This is a genomic window from Kitasatospora sp. NPDC092286, assembly GCF_044755565.1.
Taxonomy (GTDB): domain Bacteria; phylum Actinomycetota; class Actinomycetes; order Streptomycetales; family Streptomycetaceae; genus Kitasatospora.
Window position 1 is genome coordinate 22271 of record NZ_JBIVRD010000028.1, and the last position, 18834, is coordinate 41104.

The 18834-nt window shown below is 71.6% G+C and carries 16 protein-coding genes and 1 tRNA gene; 9 read left to right on the top strand and 8 right to left on the bottom strand.

Annotated features, from left to right (window positions below; genetic code table 11):
* Window positions 1-57 precede the first annotated feature (57 nt).
* Window positions 58-819 carry a hypothetical protein gene (locus tag ACIQIB_RS26105; protein ID WP_363613709.1) on the bottom strand — a complete coding sequence of 254 codons (762 nt, stop codon included), beginning with the start codon at window positions 817-819 and terminating at the stop codon, window positions 58-60.
* 223 nt (window positions 820-1042) lie between these two features.
* On the bottom strand, window positions 1043-2872 hold the full coding sequence (locus ACIQIB_RS26110; protein WP_400654113.1) for a phosphatidylglycerol lysyltransferase domain-containing protein: 1830 nt from the start codon (window positions 2870-2872) through the stop codon (window positions 1043-1045).
* Between the two features lie 327 nt (window positions 2873-3199).
* Between ACIQIB_RS26110 and ACIQIB_RS26115 the strand changes: the two genes are divergently transcribed.
* Window positions 3200-3850 (top strand): response regulator transcription factor, encoded by a 651-nt coding sequence (locus tag ACIQIB_RS26115; RefSeq protein WP_363613747.1) that lies wholly within the window; start codon window positions 3200-3202, stop codon window positions 3848-3850.
* Window positions 3847-4992: a sensor histidine kinase gene (locus tag ACIQIB_RS26120; protein WP_400761029.1), complete on the top strand. Its 1146-nt coding sequence runs from the start codon at window positions 3847-3849 to the stop codon at window positions 4990-4992. Before ACIQIB_RS26115 ends, ACIQIB_RS26120 begins: the two co-directional genes overlap by 4 nt.
* 89 nt (window positions 4993-5081) lie before the next feature.
* On the opposite strand, the gene ACIQIB_RS26125 is transcribed toward ACIQIB_RS26120, so the two are convergent.
* A tRNA-Leu gene (locus ACIQIB_RS26125) sits at window positions 5082-5165 on the bottom strand.
* A 415-nt stretch (window positions 5166-5580) separates the two neighbouring features.
* Here ACIQIB_RS26125 and ACIQIB_RS26130 point away from each other — a divergent pair.
* The 6 genes from ACIQIB_RS26130 (at window position 5581) to pknB (ending at window position 14044) form a co-directional block, all read left to right on the top strand.
* Window positions 5581-6453: a DUF3662 and FHA domain-containing protein gene (locus ACIQIB_RS26130; protein WP_363613705.1), complete on the top strand. Its 873-nt coding sequence runs from the start codon at window positions 5581-5583 to the stop codon at window positions 6451-6453.
* A 12-nt stretch (window positions 6454-6465) separates the two neighbouring features.
* Window positions 6466-7002 (top strand): FHA domain-containing protein, encoded by a 537-nt coding sequence (locus ACIQIB_RS26135; protein ID WP_363613703.1) that lies wholly within the window; start codon window positions 6466-6468, stop codon window positions 7000-7002.
* 53 nt (window positions 7003-7055) lie between these two features.
* Window positions 7056-8651: a protein phosphatase 2C domain-containing protein gene (locus ACIQIB_RS26140; protein WP_363613701.1), complete on the top strand. Its 1596-nt coding sequence runs from the start codon at window positions 7056-7058 to the stop codon at window positions 8649-8651.
* Window positions 8652-8823: 172 nt separating this feature from the next.
* Window positions 8824-10200 (top strand): FtsW/RodA/SpoVE family cell cycle protein, encoded by a 1377-nt coding sequence (locus ACIQIB_RS26145; protein ID WP_363613745.1) that lies wholly within the window; start codon window positions 8824-8826, stop codon window positions 10198-10200.
* Complete coding sequence (locus tag ACIQIB_RS26150) at window positions 10197-11654, top strand: penicillin-binding protein 2 (RefSeq protein WP_363613699.1); 1458 nt, start codon at window positions 10197-10199, stop codon at window positions 11652-11654. The genes ACIQIB_RS26145 and ACIQIB_RS26150 overlap by 4 nt, the downstream gene beginning before the upstream one ends.
* Window positions 11655-11917: 263 nt before the next feature.
* Window positions 11918-14044, top strand: a complete 2127-nt coding sequence (gene pknB / locus ACIQIB_RS26155) for a Stk1 family PASTA domain-containing Ser/Thr kinase (protein WP_363613697.1) — start codon at window positions 11918-11920, stop codon at window positions 14042-14044.
* 179 nt (window positions 14045-14223) lie between these two features.
* Here the strand turns inward: pknB and ACIQIB_RS26160 are convergent, their stop codons facing one another.
* The 5 genes from ACIQIB_RS26160 to ACIQIB_RS26180 form a co-directional block, all read right to left on the bottom strand.
* A complete protein-coding gene (locus tag ACIQIB_RS26160; RefSeq protein ID WP_363613082.1) occupies window positions 14224-15033 on the bottom strand; it encodes a class E sortase in 810 nt (269 codons plus the stop codon).
* Between the two features lie 51 nt (window positions 15034-15084).
* Window positions 15085-16305, bottom strand: coding sequence for a class E sortase (locus ACIQIB_RS26165; RefSeq protein ID WP_400761031.1), 1221 nt, complete (start codon window positions 16303-16305; stop codon window positions 15085-15087).
* A gap of 5 nt (window positions 16306-16310) precedes the next feature.
* On the bottom strand, window positions 16311-16973 hold the full coding sequence (locus tag ACIQIB_RS26170) for an aminodeoxychorismate/anthranilate synthase component II (RefSeq protein WP_363613078.1): 663 nt from the start codon (window positions 16971-16973) through the stop codon (window positions 16311-16313).
* Between the two features lie 55 nt (window positions 16974-17028).
* The gene (locus ACIQIB_RS26175; RefSeq protein WP_363613076.1) at window positions 17029-17205 is read right to left on the bottom strand and encodes a hypothetical protein; all 177 of its coding nucleotides are present in this window, start codon (window positions 17203-17205) and stop codon (window positions 17029-17031) included.
* A gap of 123 nt (window positions 17206-17328) precedes the next feature.
* Window positions 17329-18084: a DUF881 domain-containing protein gene (locus ACIQIB_RS26180; RefSeq protein ID WP_363613090.1), complete on the bottom strand. Its 756-nt coding sequence runs from the start codon at window positions 18082-18084 to the stop codon at window positions 17329-17331.
* Window positions 18085-18264: 180 nt separating this feature from the next.
* Between ACIQIB_RS26180 and crgA the strand changes: the two genes are divergently transcribed.
* Window positions 18265-18513, top strand: coding sequence for a cell division protein CrgA (crgA, locus tag ACIQIB_RS26185; RefSeq protein WP_350560558.1), 249 nt, complete (start codon window positions 18265-18267; stop codon window positions 18511-18513).
* The last annotated feature ends 321 nt before the right edge of the window (window positions 18514-18834 follow it).

Below are 18834 nucleotides of genomic sequence, written 5' to 3' on the forward strand. Positions count from 1 at the left end.
GCCGGGGCGGACGGGCCCGGCCCACCGCCCCGGCCGACAGGCCGGCGGAGTGCGCCTTCAGGGGATCGCCGCGCCCGCCGAGGTACGACGCCGGGCCTCCGCCGCGACCTCCAGCGAGGCGGCCGCCGCCACCGAGGTCGCGGCACCGACCCCGGCCAGCACCCGCGGCCAGAAGTCCCCGAACACCTCCACCGAGACCGCGATCAGCAGCGCGGTGATCACCGCGACGACGTGCTCCAGACCCGCCAGATTCGGCAGGACGACCGCCTCGCCGACCATCAGCGCCACCACCAGCCCGGCGGTGAGCCAGGCCCGGCAGCGGAACGCGATGCAGATCGCCAGCGCCACCACCGCGGCCGAGGGGCCGGTGTCCCGGACGTACGCGACCCACTTCGGGAAGCCGAACACGTGGCTCGGGCCGATCGCCACACCCACCCGGGCGAACAGCGTCCCGGCCAGGGTGCAGGCGTAGGCCACCACCAGGGTCAGCCGTCGGCCGAGCACGATCTCGGCGATCCCGAAGACCACGAACACCTGGGCCAGCGCCCCCCAGACCGGCAGGTCCAGCGCCGGCACGTACAGCGACAGCGGCGTACGCAGCAGCGAGACCTCCAGCGGCAGCGCGGCCTTCACCACCCCGATATGGGTGACGAACCGCTCCCCGCCCGGCAGGTGCTGCACGATGCTGAACAGCAGGATCAGAAACGTCGCCGTGGTGGCCAGCGGTACAGCGGCGAACTTCCTGCTCGCCACCCGCTCCCGGACCGTCCCGAACAACGTTCCCCACTCGGCGACAGCGGCCTCGGCGGCAGTAGCCACCGGCCCCTTTCGCACGCCCCCCGCGTGGGTCCTGTGAATCACAGCCGTCTCTCCAAATCCCCGAAGCCGCGAACGCCTTCCCCAACTACCCCAACATTAGAAGCCGGTTAAAGAATCCACATCGACATTAAGAGGGGATCCCCGTCATCCTCTGGGGGGAGAAACCACCCCGAAAACACCCCCCGTCCGGACGGCCGGTCCCCTCCGCCCCCCGGCGGAGGGACTACCCCTTCCCGTCCTGTGCCGCCATCGGCACCCGGGGCGCCACCACGGCGGGACCCGCGTGCCGTCGACGGAACAGGGCGGGCAGGCTCGGTGCGGTGATGAAGCCCTCGGCCCGCGCGCTCGCGATACCGATCCGCGGAATCTCGCTGCTCTTCTCGAACAGCAGATACCGCGGTTCCCAGATCGGCCGGTACTTCGCGTTGGCCCGGTACAGCGACTCGATCTGCCACCAGCGCGAGAAGAAACCCAGCACCGAGCGCCAGAGCCGCAGCACCGGACCGGCGCCGAGCCGCGAACCGCGCTCGAAAACGGAACGGAACATCGCGAAGTTCAACGACACCCGGGCCAGATCGACCTCCCGCGCGCGCTGCAGAAGTTCGATCACCATGAACTCCATCAGGCCGTTCTCGGTGTCCCGGGCCCGGCGCATCAGGTCCAGCGAGAGCCCGTCCGCACCCCACGGCACGAAGCTCAGCAGCGCCTTCAGCTCACCGTCCCCGTCGTGGCACTCCAGCATCACGCAGCGCCCGTCGCCCGGGTCGCCGAGCCGGCCGAGCGCCATCGAGAAGCCGCGCTCGGTCGCGCCGTCGCGCCACTGGTCGGCCTTGGCCACCAGCTCCGCCATCTCGCACTCGGGAATCTCCTCGTGCCGCCGGATCCGCACGGTGTACCCGGCCCGCTTGACCCGGTTGTAGGCCTGCCGGACCACCCGCATCGCCCGGCCGTCCAGCGAGAACTCGTCCAGCTCGACGATCGCCTCGTCACCCAGCTCCAGCGCGTCCAGCCCGTGCCGGGCGTAGATCACCCCGGCCTCCTCGGAGGCCCCCATCACGGCCGGCGCCCAGGCGTGCTCGCGGGCCTCGGACAGCCAGGCGTCGATCGCCCCCGGCCAGGCCTCCGGGTCGCCGATCGGGTCGCCCGAGGCCAGCGAGACCCCGCCGACCACCCGGTAGGTCACCGCCGCCTTGCCGCTGGGGGAGAAGACCACCGCCTTGTCCCGGCGCAGCGCGAAATAGCCCAGCGAGTCCCGCTCGCCCTGCTTGTCCAGCAGCGCGCGCAGCCGGACCTCGTCCTCCGGGGTGAGCAGTTCCTTGTCCCGCGGGCTGCGGAACGCCACATAGAGCACCAGCAGGAAGAGCACCGCGCCCATCGCGTTGATGACGGCGTTCACCCAGGTCGGGGCGGAGATCACCGAGCGCAGGTGCTCGGTCGGGGTGATGGTGATCATCCGGCCGACCGAGTAGCGGAAGAGGTCCCAGAAGCCGGCGCCGGGCAGGCTGTTGTTCATCCAGACCAGCAGCGCGCCGACGCCGCCGCCGAACAGCAGGCCGCCGACGAACGCGGCCGCCGCGGTCTTCGGGTTGGAGCGGTCGCCCTTGGAGGTGAACTCCTTCCGCCCGATCAGCAGGGCCAGCACGAACAGGCAGGTCAGCACGGTGGAGAAGTAGTTCAGCGGGTGCCGGCTGAACCGCTCGCCGGGCAACACCATGACGACCAGGTAGAGCAGGGCGAACACCCCGGCCAGCGCGGTGTTGAAGATCCACGCGGCCCGCTTGCGCCGCCGCATGGCGACCGCCAGGAACACCGACAGCACCGCGCTCGCCAGGCCGGCCGTCATCAGGTACGGGGTGAAGTACTCACCCTCGTTGTGCTCGGTCACCTGGTGCCGGAACGGTGCCAGCAGCACCGTCGCCAGGTTCAGCAGGGCCAGCAGCCGCATGTACCAGACGGTCGCGGTCGCCGCCCTGGGCCTCCAGCGCTCGAGCAGGCCGACGGGCCGGGGCCCGGCGGACGCGGCGGACGGCTCCGACTTCACGGTGGACGACACAGCTCAATTCCAAACGATCAGATGGTGGGGCGCATCCGCACACGGCCCGGCGCCGGGCGCCCGCACGGGCCCGACGGACTGACCGGCGGCCCTCGCCACGGCCGGAAACCGGCGAACGGGCAGCCAACTCCATGGTTCCCCACTCAGCGTGAGAATCGCGTGAACCCGGTAGCCGATTCCGACCCCCGCCGAACGGCGGGGGTTCCGCCGCAGCCACGCGTTCCGCGGGAATTGTCAGACACCCCCTAGGCTCGAAACCACTGCTGCGGACCGGCCGGACCCGGCCGCCCGAACCGAGGAGGGACCATCACCACCACCCGCGTGCTGATCGTGGACGACGAGATCCTGGTCCGCTCCGGCCTCGGCCTCATCGTCGGCTCCGCCCCCGATCTGGAGGTGGTCGGCGACTGCTCCGGCGGCCAGGCCGAGGGATGCGTCCAGCGCCTGCGCCCGCACGTCGTGCTGCTCGACATCCGGATGCCGGACCTCGACGGCATCTCGGTGCTGCGCCGGCTGCGCGCCCTGCCCGACCCGCCGGCCGTGGCGATGCTCACCACCTTCGACACCGACGAGTACATCGGCACCGCGCTGCGGGCCGGCGCCGCCGGCTTCCTGCTCAAGGACACCGCCCCGGACCAGCTGGTGCACGCCGTCCGGGTGCTCGCGGCCGGCGGCAGCATCCTCTCCCCGACCGTCACCCGCACCGTGATCGGCGGCTACGTCGACGGCGGCGGCCCGGACGCCGAGGCCGGCGCACTGGCCCGCACCCTCACCGGCCGCGAGCTCGACGTCCTGGCCCTGCTCGGCGAGGGCCTGTCCAACGCCGAGATCGCCGACCGGCTCTTCCTCGGCACCGGCACGGTCAAGGACCACATCAGCGCGATCCTCGGCAAGCTCGGCGCCGCCAACCGGGTGCAGGCCGCCGTGATCGCCCACCGGGCCGGTCTGGTCCGGCCGAAACCCGGCGACGGGGCATGACCGGCACCGACCCGTTCCCCTCCAGACACCTGCCGGCCCGGCTCACCGCGCCCTGGCTGATGCTGCTGCTGCCCGCCCTCTACTCCCTGGTGGACGCCACCCTGGTGGCCCGGGACGCCACCTGGTGGCAGGTCGTGTTCTCGGTCCTGGCCGCCGTGGTGCTGCCCTGGCGCCGGCGCTTCCCGGTGGCCGTCCTGCTGCTGACCATGCCCGGCAGCTACTTCGCCGACATCTGGCTCTCCCCGATCACCGCCGTCTACACGGTGGCCGCCGAGCGCCCCCGCCCCCGGGTGATGGTGCCCTGCGCGACCCTGTTCGCGCTGGTCGAGTTCTTCCACTGGCCGCTCTCCGAACAGTCCTTCGCCCTGACCCGGGAGACGGCGCTCTACGCCATCCAGTCCGTGATGCTGGCGGCCGGGCCGGCCGCCACCGGCCTGCTCTCCCGCACCCGCCGGGAGCTGGCGGCCAGGCTGGACGAGCTGACCCGCGGCCAGGAGCGGGAGAGCCGGCTGCTGGCCGAGCGGGTGCTGATCAGCGAGCGGGGCCGGCTCGCCCGGGAGATGCACGACGTGGTCTCACACCAGGTCAGCCTGATCAGCATCCAGGCCGGCGCGCTCCAGGTGAGCACCGCCGACCCGGCCGCCGCGGCCACCGCCCGGACCATCCGGGAGCTCTCCGTCCGCACCCTCGACGAGCTGCGGCAGATGGTCGGGGTGCTGCGCGCCGCCGGACCGCGCGGGGACATGCCGCTGGCCCCGCAGCCCCGGCTGGCGGACCTGCCCCGGCTGATCGAGGAGAGCGGCCTGGCCGCCGACACGGATCTGTCCCCCGGCGACCGGCCCTGGCCGGAGGCGGTCGAGCGGGCCGCCTACCGTACGGTCCAGGAGGCGCTCACCAACATCACCAAGCACGCCCCGGACGCCACCGTGCACGTCAGGGTCCGGGCCAAGGGCCGCCGGCTGCGGGTCGAGATCCGCAACAGGATCCCGCCGGTCCGGCCCGCCGAGACCCTGCCGGGCGGCGGCCACGGGCTGGTCGGCCTGCGCGAGCGGGCCCAGTTGCTCGGCGGCACCCTCGCCGCCGGGCCGACCCCGGACGGCGGCTTCGAGGTCCGGGCCGAGCTGCCCGCCACCCACGAGTGAGCGGCCCGCGGGCACCCGGACCCGCCCCGGGCACCCGACCGGGAGAACGAGAAAGCCCCGCAGATCCGAAGATCTGCGGGGCTTCGCTGTGCGCGAGGGGGGAGTTGAACCCCCACGCCCTTTCGGGCACTGGAACCTGAATCCAGCGCGTCTGCCTATTCCGCCACCCGCGCATGGGTGCCTGTCGTGGTTGCCAACCGATCAACCGATCCGCTCGATACCATGTGGCCTTCGCGGTTCTTCGATCCGGCTCCCTTTCGGGTGCCCCTTCCGACGTGGAAAACATTAGCACGACCTGCGGGTCACCTCCGAATCCGTTTCCCTGGGGGCCGAGCGCATCCGAACGGATGTCCGGCGAACTGGCGGGCGAGGGATGAGGGCCCGGTCGGACGGGTACTCCTGGCATGCTGCCGCAGGGATGCGTCACCCTGTGTGTCCGAGCCCACCCCCGGGCACCACGCGGTCCGGGAACCGTACGGATGGCCCCGGCGTGGATACGATCAGTACGGAAGTACCGCAAGTAGGCGCGACCGGCTCCCCGGGATCCGGTCGGAAGGCAGGCGAACGAACCCTGGAAGGGGGTGCCCCATGGGAGTGCTGAAGAAGTTCGAGCAGCGACTTGAGGGTCTCGTCAACGGCACCTTCGCCAAGGTGTTCAAGTCCGAGGTCCAGCCCGTGGAGATCGCCGGCGCGCTGCAGCGTGAGTGCGACAACAACGCGAGCATCTGGAACCGCGACCGCACCGTCGTGCCCAACGACTTCATCGTCGAGCTGAGCCCGCACGACCACGAGCGCCTGAGCCCCTACTCGGGCCAGCTGGGCACCGAGCTGGCCGGCATGGTCCGCGAGTACGCCGAGGCCCAGCGGTACAGCTTCATGGGCCCGCTCCAGGTGAACCTGGAGAAGGCCGACGACCTGGACACCGGTCTGTACCGGGTGCGCAGCCGCACGCTGGCCGCCGAGGAGCCGCAGCAGCAGGCCCCGCAGCAGCACCCGACCCAGGCCGGCTACGGCCGCCCGCCGGCCGCGCCGGCCCCCGGCGCACCGTGGCAGCAGCAGCAGAGCGCCGCCCCGTACGGCGCGCCCCCGCCGCCGGCCGCGCCCCCCGCCATGCCGCCGGGCCAGCCCGCCCCGGGCGGCGGCAACGTGCGCCCGTTCCCGGGCGCCGGCCACGGCACCTCGGTCCGCCGCTGGATCGAGGTCAACGGCGCCCGTCACCAGATCACCGGGAACGCCTGCGTGCTCGGCCGCTCCACCGAGGCGGACGTGCGGATCGACGACCCCGGGGTCTCCCGCAAGCACGCCGAGATCAGGCCCGGGACCCCGTCGATGGTGCTCGACCTCGGGTCCACCAACGGCATCGTGGTGGACGGACAGCACACCCAGCGCGCTACGCTCCGCGACGGCTCGCGAATCGTCGTGGGCTCCACCACCATCGTCTACCGACAGGTCGAAGGGTAGAGCGGGCCGGTTATGTCAGAACTGACCCTGACGGTCATGCGGCTGGGTTTCCTCGCCGTGCTGTGGCTGTTCGTCATCGTCGCGATCCAGGTGATCCGCAGCGACCTGTTCGGGACCAGGGTGAACCCCCGTTCCTCCCGCCGGGGCGGTGCCGCGACCGCCTCGGCTCCGGCCCCCGGGCCCGGGCGCGCCCCGCAGGGCCAGGCCGCCGGCCCGCCCCCCCAGCAGACCCAGGGCGGCGGCCGGCGCCGCGGCGCCCCGACCCAGCTGGTCGTGGTGCAGGGCTCGCTCGCCGGGACCACCGTCGCGCTGCAGGGCCAGACCATCACGCTGGGCCGCGCGCACGACTCCACCATCGTGCTGGACGACGACTACGCGTCCTCCCGGCATGCCAGGATCTATCCGGATCAGACTGGGCAGTGGACGGTCGAGGATCTAGGCTCCACCAACGGCACCTATCTGGACCGGCAGCGCCTGACCGCGCCGACCCCGCTCCAGCCGGGCATGCCGATCCGTATCGGCAGGACCGTCATCGAACTGCGGAAGTAGTAGCGCATGAGGGACAGCATCCCGTCCATGACCCAGAGGGGGGCTCAGGTCGCATGACCCTGGTGCTGCGCTTCGCCGCCGGCTCCCACAAGGGACTGATCCGGGAGGGGAACGAGGACTCCGGCTACGCCGGGCCGCGGCTGCTTGCCGTGGCCGACGGCATGGGCGGTGCCGCGGCCGGCGAGGTCGCGTCCTCGGAGGTGCTCGGCTCGATCGTCCGGCTGGACGAGGACGTGCCGGGCGCCGACCTGCTGACCCTGCTCGGCGACGCCGTCCAGGGCGCCAACGACCGGCTCCGGCAGATGGTCGAGGAGGACCCGCAGCTGGAGGGCATGGGCTGCACCCTCACCGCCATGCTCTGGACCGGTCAGCGGATGGGCATGGTGCACGTCGGCGACTCCCGCGCCTATCTGCTGCGCGACGGTTCGCTGGTGCAGATCACCCAGGACCACACCTGGGTGCAGCGCCTGGTCGACGAGGGCCGGATCACCGCGGAGGAGGCCGAGACCCACCCGCAGCGCTCCCTGCTGATGCGGGCGCTGGACGGCCGCGGCCAGGTCGAGCCCGACCTGTCGATCCGCGAGGTACGGGCCGGCGACCGCTATCTGATCTGTTCCGACGGCCTCTCCGGCCCGGTCAGCCACCAGACCCTCGAGGACACCCTCGGAAGCTTCTACTCGCCCGAGCAGACCGTGCAGGAGCTGATCCAGCTCGCGCTGCGCGGCGGCGGTCCGGACAACATCACCTGCATCGTGGCGGACGTCATCGACGTCGGCGCCACGGACACCCTGAGCGGCCAGTTCAACGACATCCCGGTGGTGGTCGGCGCGGTCGCCGAGACCCCGCCGTCCTCGGCCGCCGCCGACCAGTCGATCCTCGACACCCCGGCCGGCCGGGCGGCCGGCCTCGGGCGCGCCCCGCAGGGCGCCTTCGGCCCCGCCGAGGGCTACGACGGGTACGGCAACCCCGGCCAGGCCGGCTTCGGCCCGGCCGAGGGCTACGACGGGTACGGCTCCGACGAGCCCCCGGTGTACGGCACCGAGGACTACGACGACGAGGAGCGACCGAAGCGCAAGGGCAGGGCGCTCAAGGTCTCACTGGTGAGCCTGATCACCCTGGGCCTGCTCGGCGGCGCCGGCTTCTTCGGCTACCGGTGGACGCAGGGCCAGTACTACGTCGGCGTAGACGGCGACCACGTCGCGGTCTACCAGGGCGTCAACCAGAGCCTGGCCGGCCTGAACCTCTCCTCGGTGCACACCGCGTACCGGGACATCGAGCTCAAGTACCTGCCGCAGGACCAGCGCACCCACGTCACCAACACCATCTCCGCCAGCAGCCTGGGCGACGCCGACGACAAGGTGAAGAAGCTCGGCGAGCAGGCGGCACTCTGCCGTAAGGTCTCCGACGCCAGGGCGACCGCGACCAACCCGGCCGCGCCGGTCACCCAGGCGGCGTTCACGACGGCCGTCACCCCGAGCCCGTCCGCGACCCGCGCACCCGCGACGGCCACGGCCGCCCCGAGCGCGGCCGCCCCGAGCGCCGCAGCACCCAGCCAGAGCGCCGCCGCCCCGGCCGCCGGGCCGCAGAGCGACCTGCCGGGCCTGACCGAGGAGGAGCGGCTGAAGGCCGACTCCTGCCCGAAGCAGTGACGCCCGTGACCCGACATAGGCCCGCCCGCAGCGGGCCGGCCGGCCGTCAGGGAGCGGCCTCCACGTGAGCACCTTCGACCTGAGCAGTGGCCCGGGCAACCGGTCCGACGACCGCCGGACCCCCGGCGGGCCGACCGGCCGGGCCGCCTCGCGGCGCCGGGGCAACACCACGATCTCCCCCCAGGGCACGCCGAACCGGCGCAACACCGAGCTGGCGCTGCTGGCCTTCGCCGTGCTGCTGCCGGTCCTCGCGTACGCCAACGTGGGTCTCGCGATGGACGACTCGCTGCCGGCCGGCATGCTCGGCTACGGGCTCGGCATGGGGGCGCTGGCCCTGATCGCGCATCTGCTGATGCGCCGCTTCGCGCCGTACGCGGACCCGCTGATGCTGCCGATCGCCACCCTGCTCAACGGGCTCGGCGTGGTGATGATCTGGCGGCTCGACAAGGCCGGCAAGCTCCTGCACAACAACTACCCCGCCGCCGCCAACCAGCTGATGTGGTCGGGCCTCGGGGTGGCGCTGTTCATCTTCGTCATGATCTTCCTGAAGGACCACCGGGTCCTCCAGCGCTACACCTACATCTCGATGGCGCTGGCCCTGGTCCTGCTCGCGGCGCCGGCCTTCTTCCCGTCCCGCAAAGAGGACTTCGGCGCCAAGATCTGGATCCGGATGGGCAGCTTCTCCATCCAGCCGGGCGAGTTCGCCAAGATCATCCTGACCGTGTTCTTCGCCGGCTACCTGATGGTCAAGCGGGACGCGCTGGCCCTGGCCAGCCGCCGGTTCATGGGCCTCTACCTGCCGCGCGGGCGCGACCTCGGTCCGATCATCGCGATCTGGCTGGTCAGCCTGCTGATCCTGATCTTCGAGAACGACCTCGGCACGTCCTTCCTCTTCTTCGGCCTCTTCGTGGTGATGCTCTACGTCGCCACCGAGCGGACCAGCTGGATCATCTTCGGCCTGCTGATGTCCATCGGCGGCGCCGTCGCGGTCGCCTCGACCACCAGCCACGTCAAGACCCGGATCGACGCCTGGCTCGACCCGATGGCCGCCTTCGCGCCCAAACCGCCACAGGGCGCCACCGAACAGATCGGCCAGTCGCTGATGGCGCTGGGCTCCGGCGGGGTGACCGGCTCGGGCCTCGGCCAGGGCCGCTCATGGCTGATCGACTTCGCCGCCAAGAGCGACTTCATCCTCGGCTCCTTCGGCGAGGAGCTCGGCCTCACCGGCCTGATGGCGATCTTCATGCTCTACGCCCTGCTGATCCAGCGCGGCCTGCGCACCGCCATCGCCGCCCGCGACCCGTTCGGCAAGCTGTTCGCCGTCGGCCTCTCCTCGGCCATGGCCCTGCAGGTCTTCGTGGTGGCCGGCGGTGTCACCGGGCTCATTCCGCTGACCGGTATGACCATGCCGTTCCTCGCCCAGGGCGGGTCCTCGGTGGTCGCCAACTGGGCCCTGGTCGCGATCCTGCTGAAGATCAGCGACAGCGCCCGCCGCCCCGGGGTCGAACCGGCCCCCGCCACCGAGATCCAGGGAGGGTCCGCCTCATGAACAAGCCGATCCGTCGGGTCTCGATCTTCTGCCTCGTCCTGATCCTGGCCCTGATGGTGCGCACCAACTGGGTGCAGGGCGTCCAGGCCGAGGCCTGGGCCACCAACAAGAACAACAAGCGCCAGGTGTACGACCGCTACGCCCACCCGCGCGGCAACATCATCGTCGGCGGCCAGCCGGTCACCCAGTCGGACTTCGTCAACGGCCTGCGCTACAAGTACAAGCGCTCCTGGCTCGAGGGCCCGATGTACGCACCCGTCACCGGGTACTCCTCGCAGTCCTTCGGCGCCAGCCAGCTGGAGCAGCTGGAGGACGGCATCCTCTCCGGCAGCGACGACCGGCTGTTCTTCCGCAACACCCTGGACATGCTGACCGGCGAGCCGAAGAAGGGCGGCGACGTCCTCACCACGATCAACGCCAAGGCCCAGAAGGCCGCCTTCGACGGCCTCGGCAACAAGAAGGGCGCGGTGGTCGCGCTCGACCCGCGCACCGGAGCGATCCTGGCGATGGTCTCCACCCCGTCCTACGACCCCGGCACCTTCGCCGGCGGCGACGCCGCCGACACCAAGGCCTGGACGGACCTCAACGCGGATCCGAACAAGCCGATGCTCAACCGCGCGCTGCGCGAGACGTACCCGCCCGGCTCGACGTTCAAGCTGGTCACCGCGACCGCCGCGTTCGAGAACGGCCTGTACCAGAACATCGACGACGCCACCGACACCCCGAACCCGTACGTCCTGCCGGGCACCAAGACCGAGCTGAAGAACGAGAGCCAGTACGAGCAGTGTGAGAACGCCACGCTGAAGTCCGGCATGGACCAGTCCTGCAACACGGTCTACGGCAAGATCGGCGCCGACCTGGGCAAGGACAAGATGCGGGCGCAGGCCGAGAAGTTCGGCTTCAACAGCACGGTGGACACCCCGGTCCGCTCCGAGAAGAGCGTCTACCCGAGCAACTCCACCCCGGACGGCACCGCGCAGGACGCGATCGGCCAGCACGACACCCGGGCCACCCCGCTCCAGATGGCCATGGTCTCCGCGGCCATCGCCAACAACGGCAGCCTGATGCAGCCCTACCTGGTGGAGCAGGAGCGCTCGGCCTCGCTGACCACCATCTCCAAGCACACCGAGAAGCAGTTCTCCCAGCCGATGAGCCCGGCCACCTCGCAGAAGATGCAGGACCTGATGGTCTCGGTGGTGGAGAACGGCACCGGCAAGAACGCCAAGATCCCCGGCCTGACCGTCGGCGGCAAGACCGGTACCGCGCAGCACGGCGAGGACAACGCCGGCCTGCCGTTCGCCTGGTTCACCTCCTTCGCCAAGACCGCCGACGGCCAGTCGGTCGCGGTGGCGGTCGTGGTCGAGGACGGCTCGGACAACCGCGACGGCATCAGCGGCGGCCGGCTGGCCGCGCCGATCGCCAAGGCGGTGATGCAGGCGGCCCTCGGCAAGTAGGGAGGCCGCCGTCACGAGTGAGTGGAATGTCACGATCGGCACCTCTGTCCGGATACCGGTCTGATATCGGCCGACGGCCGACTCCGGCCACGGACGGTGCGACCGGTAGCGTATCCGCAAGCAGCGGGTGTGCCCGTTGCCCGCCCGCGGGGCGCAGCGAGGTCCGGCCGTAGAACCACCCGCGGCCCGGACGGCGTCACTCAGAGCGTGCGGGGACACCTACGTCACAACCTCACCGGCGGGTGAGGGAGAGGGTCGGAACTATGGAAGAGCCTCGTCGCCTAGGCGGCAGGTACGAGCTCGGCGGCGTCCTCGGGCGCGGCGGCATGGCCGAGGTGTACCTCGGCCATGACACCCGGCTCGGCCGTTCCGTCGCAGTGAAGACGCTCCGGGCCGACATGGCCAGGGATCCGTCGTTCCAGGCCCGCTTCCGCCGTGAAGCCCAGTCCGCGGCGTCCCTCAACCACCCAGCGATCGTCGCCGTGTACGACACCGGCGAGGACTACATCGACGGCATCTCCATCCCGTACATCGTGATGGAGTACGTCGAGGGCTCCACCCTGCGCGAACTGCTGCACTCCGGCCGCCGGCTGCTGCCGGAACGGGCGCTGGAGATGACCATCGGCATCCTGCAGGCGCTGGAGTACTCGCACCGGGCCGGCATCGTGCACCGCGACATCAAGCCGGCCAACGTCATGCTGACCCGGCAGGGCAACGTCAAGGTCATGGACTTCGGCATCGCCCGGGCGATGGGCGACGCCGGCATGACGATGACGCAGACCTCCGCCGTCATCGGCACCGCCCAGTACCTCTCCCCCGAGCAGGCCAAGGGCGAGCAGGTGGACGCCCGCTCCGACCTCTACTCCACCGGCTGCCTGCTGTACGAGCTGCTGACCGTCCGCCCGCCGTTCGTCGGCGACTCGCCGGTCGCGGTGGCGTACCAGCACGTCCGGGAAGAGGCACAGCCGCCGTCCGTCTTCGACCCCGAGGTACGCCCCGAGATCGACGCGATCGTGCTGAAGGCGCTCGCCAAGGACCGCGACTACCGGTACCAGAGCGCCGACGAGATGCGCGACGACATCGAGCGCTTCCTCGACGGCCTGCCGGTGGCCGCCGCCCAGCAGGCCGCCGCCTACGGCATGGGCGCCGCCGGCTACGGCTACGACCAGAACGGCTACCCGCAGCAGCAGGACCCGTACGGCCAGACCAACGTGCTGCCGCAGCAGCCCGGCGCCGGTCCGACCACGGTGCTCCCGCACGCCGGCGGGCAGCCCGGCTACGGCCAGCAGGCCGGCTACCCGGACGACGGCTACGGCCAGACCTACGCCGGTGCCCCCGGCGGTGGCAGCGACGACGGCTACGGCCGCGGCGGCGGACGGCGCGGCGAGGAGCCGCCGAAGAAGAGCAACACCTCCTGGATCGTGCTGGCGGTGGCCGCCGTGCTGGTCCTGGTCGGCACCTTCTTCGTGGCCCAGGCGATGTTCGGCGGCAAGAAGGACGACACCACCAAGGAGCCGCCCAAGATCGCGGCGCCGAACCTGGTGGGCAAGAGCCTGGCCGACGCCAAGGCGGCCGCCGTTCAGGCCGGTCCCAAGCTGGTGGTGACCGAGGGCGAGAAGATCGCCTGCCCGGACACCAACATCAAGAAGGACCAGGTCTGCACCCAGAACCCGGCGGCCCCCACCCAGGTCGCCGAGACCGCCACCATCACGGTGCAGCTCTCCTCCGGCCCGGCCAAGTCGAACGTTCCGTCGGTGGTCGGCAAGACCAAGGACGCGGCGATCAAGGCGCTCGCCGACGCCGGTTTCACCAACGTCCTCCCCGAGTACAAGGACGACGACACGGCCCCGCAGGAGCAGGTCATCGCCCAGGACCCGGCGGCCAACGCGGCCGGTGACCCGACCGCCCAGGTCAAGCTGACCGTCTCGCAGGGCAAGGCCAAGACGGTGGTCCCGAGCGTGCTCGGCCAGCAGAAGGAGGCCGCGCAGGCCGCCCTGGAGAGCGCCGGCTTCCAGGTCGACGCGTCGAAGACCACGCTGACCAACGACCCGACCAAGGTCAACACCGTCGCCTCGCAGTCGCTCCAGGCGAACAGCAAGGTCCCGGCCAACTCGAAGATCGTTCTGACCATCTACAAGGCGCCGGACAAGGCCACCGTTCCGGCGTTGCAGAACGTCCCGCTCAAGGACGCCATCAAGCAGTTGCAGGACGCCGGCCTCGGCTTCAGTGTGTCCGGCCCGCAGGACCCGAACGCCGTGGTGACGGGCGTCAACCCGCCCGCGGGCACCAAGCTGGACCCGAACACCCAGGTGACCCTGATGACCAGGCCGGCTGATCCGGCCAAAGGGGACACCCCCAACCCACCGCCCACCAAAGGGGGGAACCCCTAGCCCCTGGTTCCCCTTCTTCTGAGGGAACGCCCACGGGCCCGCCGGCAGCCGCTACGAACGGCTTCGGCGGGCCCGTGGGCGTTCCTGCTGGCAGCCTCACTCGCGACGCCGGGCAGCGGCCCGCCGCGACCCCCGGCCGTCCGTCGGTCGGACCCTCCTGACCGGCCGGCGCCGACCGGTCAGGAGTGACGCAGCTCGGGCGGCGGGGTGCGCTTGGCGTCCATGTCGTCCACCCGGACCAGGCTGCCCCAGACCGCCATCCGGTAGCGCGAGGTGTAGACCGGCGTACAGGTCGTCAGGGTGATGTAGCGGCCCGGAGCCTGGTAGCCGGAGCCCTTGGGGACGGGGGCGACGATGCCGGTGTCGTACTTGGACGTCTCCGGCAGGGTGCTGTCCGCCTTGTAGACGTACCACTTGTCCTTGGTCTCGACCACGATCGCGTCGCCCTTGTGGACCGCGTCCAGGTCGTGGAACTTGGCGCCGTGGCCGTCCCGGTGCGCGGCGAGCGCGAAGTTCCCGGTCTCGTCCCAGGGCATCGCGGCGCGGTAGGGCTGCTCGTACACCCCGGCGACGCCCTCGGCCAGGGTGTCGGTGTCGGTACCCATCCGGATCAGCACCTGGTAGTTCCGGCCCATCGCGGGAACGTGCAGGAAGCCGACCCCGTCGCCCGCCGCGTAGGCCGTGCCGGGCCCTGTGGGCGCCCCCGAGGGGGCGCCCGGGGCGGCCTGAGGGGTGCCCGGACCGGCCCCGGCCGCCCAGGCGCTGCGCAGCTTGTCGGAGGCCTCGGAGGCGGAGCGGTCCGCCAGCACGTCCGTCCACCAGAGCGAGTACACGACGAACAGGCCGAGCACCAGGCCCAGGGTGATCAGCAGTTCGCCGAAGACACCGACCGCGGCCAGCGCGCGGCCCCGCCGCCGACGGGCGGGTGCGGGCGGCGGAAAGGCCTCTGCCGCCGGTTCCGCCCACTCCGCCGTCTCGTCCTGGGTCACGTGATCTCCCCCTCTGCCTGAGCGCCGTGCGACGGGCCGCCCGCCATGGTGCTAGTTGACCGTGAGGCCGGCCGGCTTGCCCTGGCTCCGCGGCCGTTCCTCGATCATCTTGCCAAAGACGATCAGCCTTGCCTTGGAACTGAACTCCGGCGTGCAGGTGGTCAGTGTGATGTACCGGCCCGCCTGGTTGTATCCGGCGCCGTTGGGGACGGGCTTGATCACACTGACGTTCGACGGCGGGGTCTCCGGAATGCCGCCGGTGACCTCGTAGGTGTAGTACGCGGTCGCGGTCTCCACCACGATCTTGTCGCCCTTGCCGAGCTGGTTGATGTGCCGGAACGGCTCACCGTGGGTGTTGCGGTGCGCGGCCAGCGCGAAGTTCCCGGCCTTGTCGGCCGGCATCCCGGTGCCGGAGTAGTGGCCCACCAGGCCCTTGTCGAGCACCGACGACTTGGCGGTGCCCTCCGCGATCGGGAACTTCAGGCCGAGCTTGGGCAGGTGGATGATCGCGAAGCCCTTGCCGGGCTCGAACACCTCCGGCTTGGCCGGGTCCGGCGCCGGCTGCCCCGGCGCGCCGGGGGCCGGGGCGGCGTCGAACTGCTGCTCCAGCTGGTTGCGGGCACCGTCGGCGGCCGCGTCGGCCTGCACATTGGTCCACCAGAGCTGGTACGAGACGAACAGCAGCATCACCACGCCGAGCGTTATGCACAGCTCACCGACCAGCCGGGCGGCCACCACGACCGGCGACTCCTTGGGCCGCACCCGCGCCGCTCCGCCGGCCCGGCCGCCCGCCCGGCGGCGCCCGCCGCCCGCGCGTACCGACATCCGGCCCTGGGCGGCACGCCGGCGCTCGGCCCGGCCACCGGTGGGCGGTTCCTCCTCGCGCGCCTGCGGAAGGCGCAGCTGGAGGGTCTGGTCGGCCAGCCAGGGGTACTCGGGCAGGCCTGCGCCGTCCCGGCCGTCCGCACCGCCCTGGCCGTCCGCACCGCCCTGGCCGTCCGCACCGCCCTGGCCGCCCGGAACGGGCTGCTCGGCCTGCTCGTACACGCCCCAGCCGTCGTCGGCCCCGCCCTGCGGCGGACCGGACTGCTGCGAGGGGTGGGACTGCTGGACCGGGATGTGGCCGCCGAGCCGGAGCTGCCGCTCCTGGTACGTCCGGTCGCCGGGCCCGCCCTGGTGGGCACCGTACGGATCGGTGCGGCTGTACTGGTCGCCGGCCCCGGGCCCGTCCGCCCCCGACTGGTAACGCCCCTCCGGACGCACCGCGGTCATCCCGCTCAGCCCCGGCCGATCACCGGGGCGAGCCCGGCCGAACGACCCACCGCCCGCGGATCGCCGCACTCGGCCAGCCAGTTGGCGAGCATCCGGTGGCCGCCCTCGGTGAGCACCGACTCCGGGTGGAACTGCACGCCCTCCACCAGCAGCTCCCGGTGGCGCAGGCCCATGATCACGCCGCTCTCGGTCCGGGCGGTGACCACCAGCTCGTCGGGCACGGTGGCCGGCTCGACCGCCAGCGAGTGGTACCGGGTCGCGGTGAGCGGCGAGGGCAGGCCCTCGAACACCCCGCCGTCCTCGTGCTCGACCAGCGAGGTCTTGCCGTGCAGCAGCTCCGGCGCCCGGCCGACCACCGCGCCGTACGCCACCGCGATCGACTGCAGGCCGAGGCAGACGCCGAAGACCGGCAGCCCGATCCTGGCGCAGTGGTGCACCATCTCGATGCAGACCCCGGCCTCCTCCGGCGCGCCGGGGCCGGGCGAGAGCAGCACCCCGTCGAAGCCCGCCTCGCCGTCGCGGCGCACCGCGTGCTCGACCGTCACCTCGTCGTTGCGCACCACCTCGCAGGTGGCGCCGAGCTGGTAGAGGTACTGGACCAGGTTGAAGACGAAGCTGTCGTAGTTGTCGACAACCAGGATGCGGGGGGAGGCCGGCTGGGAGGTCATTCGCGCGCTATCTCCGTGGGATGCGGGGGCTGGGAGGAAGAGCAGGGCCGCCGGATCAGCCGACGGCGCCGTCGCCGCCGTCCACTGTGACGTCGCCGAAGGGCAGCAGCGGTTCCGCCCACGGGAAGACGTACGTGAACAGGAGGTAGACCACCCCCAGGACGAGGAGCAGCGAGATGATGGCCCGGACCAGGGAATTCCCCGGAAGGTGACGCCAGATCCAGCCGTACATGGTGCTCCCTCGACGTAACAGACTGGGGTCAAGAGTAGACCCGTGATCTGAGCCCGGGGGGCGGCCCGCCGAGACGGCCCACCGGGCGGTGCCGGATCCGGGGGACGCCGGGCCGGTCGGCCGCTACTGACCGCCCGCCGAGCGCAGGTCGGTGGTGCCCGAGTAGCCGGGCACCGTGAGGTCGCCGCTCTCCTGGACCTTCCAGCCCAGCCCGTACGCCTGGACGTACTGCAGGTAGTTGCGGATCGCCGGGTCCGCGTCCACCGCCGCCCGCAGCACGTCCGTCTTCCCGACCGCCTTGACCACGTACGGCGGCGAGTAGACCCGGCCCTGGAGCAGCAGGGTGTTGCCCACGCAGCGGACGGCGCTGGTGGAGACGAGCCGCTGGTCCATCACCTGGACGCCTTCGGCGCCGCCCCGCCAGAGCGCGTTGACCACCGCCTGGATGTCCTGCTGGTGGATGACCAGGTCGTTGACGCCGGGCGCGGGCACCCCGGGGATGCGCGCGGTCGCGTTCGGCGGGGCGTCGTTGAGGGTGACGGTCAGGCCGGGCCCCTGGAGCGGGTCCAGCGCGGCGGCCTGGTGCAGGGTGTCCAGCCGGGCGGCGTCGGCCGGGCTGCGGCCCTGCTGCTGGGTCAGCTGCTGGGACCGGGCCTGGAGGTCGGCGAGCTGGGCCTGGGCCTGCTGGTTCTGCGAGCTCCGCTGGCGTATCACGTCGCCGAGGCTCAGCAGGGAGTTGTCGGTGCGCAGATCGGTGCCGCGGGCGGTCTGCGCGCTGATGTAGAAGAGCAGTCCGGCGAGCGCGAAGACGGCGCAGGTCAGGGCACGGCCGACAATTCGGGTGCCGGAAGCCCGGGTGCGGGCCGGCCGAGGGGGAATCGACAAATTAGGCACCGTACCCTTATCTCCTTCAGACCCGCAGAGCCACTACGCTAACGGACGCCGGTGGCATGTGCGGGGCCGGTCCCCATGGCATTCCGCACAGCCGTCAGCACCAGCCGCCTCACCTCCGCTGCACCCCCTGCGCGGTCTCACAGCGCATCGACAGGAGAGCTCCTCGTGCCGAAGTCTCGACTCCGCAAGAAGTCCGACTACACCCCGCCGACGACGGCCACGGTGAAGATCAGTTCGGGCCGCGGCTGGGTCGCCCCCCTGATGCTGGCGCTGTTCCTGGTCGGCCTGGTGTGGATCGTCACCTACTACGTGACCAGCGGCAGCTGGCCGGTGGAGAGCTGGCGGAACTGGAACATCCTGGTGGGCTTCGGCTTCATCGCCGCGGGATTCGGCGTCTCCACCCAGTGGAAGTGACGCCGGGGCCCCGCCCCTGAGCGTCTTCCGGCCCCGAGCACACCCGCCGTCCCGGACGTCACGTCCCGGGACGGCTCGGTGGTGCGCCCGCACTCCGCCGACCGGCCCGGTCGGCGGCCCCTCGCCGTGCCCTGCCCTGCCCCGACGCGACAATCGCGCTAACGCGACTATCGTGCTATCCGGCTTATCCACATGGTTATCCACACTGGGGAAAAGTCCCCCCAGGCTGTGGATAACTCGCGCCCGGCGCGCCTTCCGCACCCCTGCGCACCCTCCCCCGAATAGCAAATCCACACAGCAGGACACGCGTAGAACAGCCGT

Coding starts and splice junctions, on each gene's coding strand:
- ACIQIB_RS26150 (WP_363613699.1), top strand. CDS start 10,197: ATGAACAAGCCGATCCGTCGGGTCTCGATCTTCTGCCTCGTCCTGATC.
- ACIQIB_RS26175 (WP_363613076.1), bottom strand. CDS start 17,205: ATGTACGGCTGGATCTGGCGTCACCTTCCGGGGAATTCCCTGGTCCGG.
- ACIQIB_RS26120 (WP_400761029.1), top strand. CDS start 3,847: ATGACCGGCACCGACCCGTTCCCCTCCAGACACCTGCCGGCCCGGCTC.
- ACIQIB_RS26170 (WP_363613078.1), bottom strand. CDS start 16,973: ATGACCTCCCAGCCGGCCTCCCCCCGCATCCTGGTTGTCGACAACTAC.
- ACIQIB_RS26140 (WP_363613701.1), top strand. CDS start 7,056: ATGACCCTGGTGCTGCGCTTCGCCGCCGGCTCCCACAAGGGACTGATC.
- pknB (WP_363613697.1), top strand. CDS start 11,918: ATGGAAGAGCCTCGTCGCCTAGGCGGCAGGTACGAGCTCGGCGGCGTC.
- ACIQIB_RS26130 (WP_363613705.1), top strand. CDS start 5,581: ATGGGAGTGCTGAAGAAGTTCGAGCAGCGACTTGAGGGTCTCGTCAAC.
- ACIQIB_RS26135 (WP_363613703.1), top strand. CDS start 6,466: ATGTCAGAACTGACCCTGACGGTCATGCGGCTGGGTTTCCTCGCCGTG.
- ACIQIB_RS26165 (WP_400761031.1), bottom strand. CDS start 16,305: ATGACCGCGGTGCGTCCGGAGGGGCGTTACCAGTCGGGGGCGGACGGG.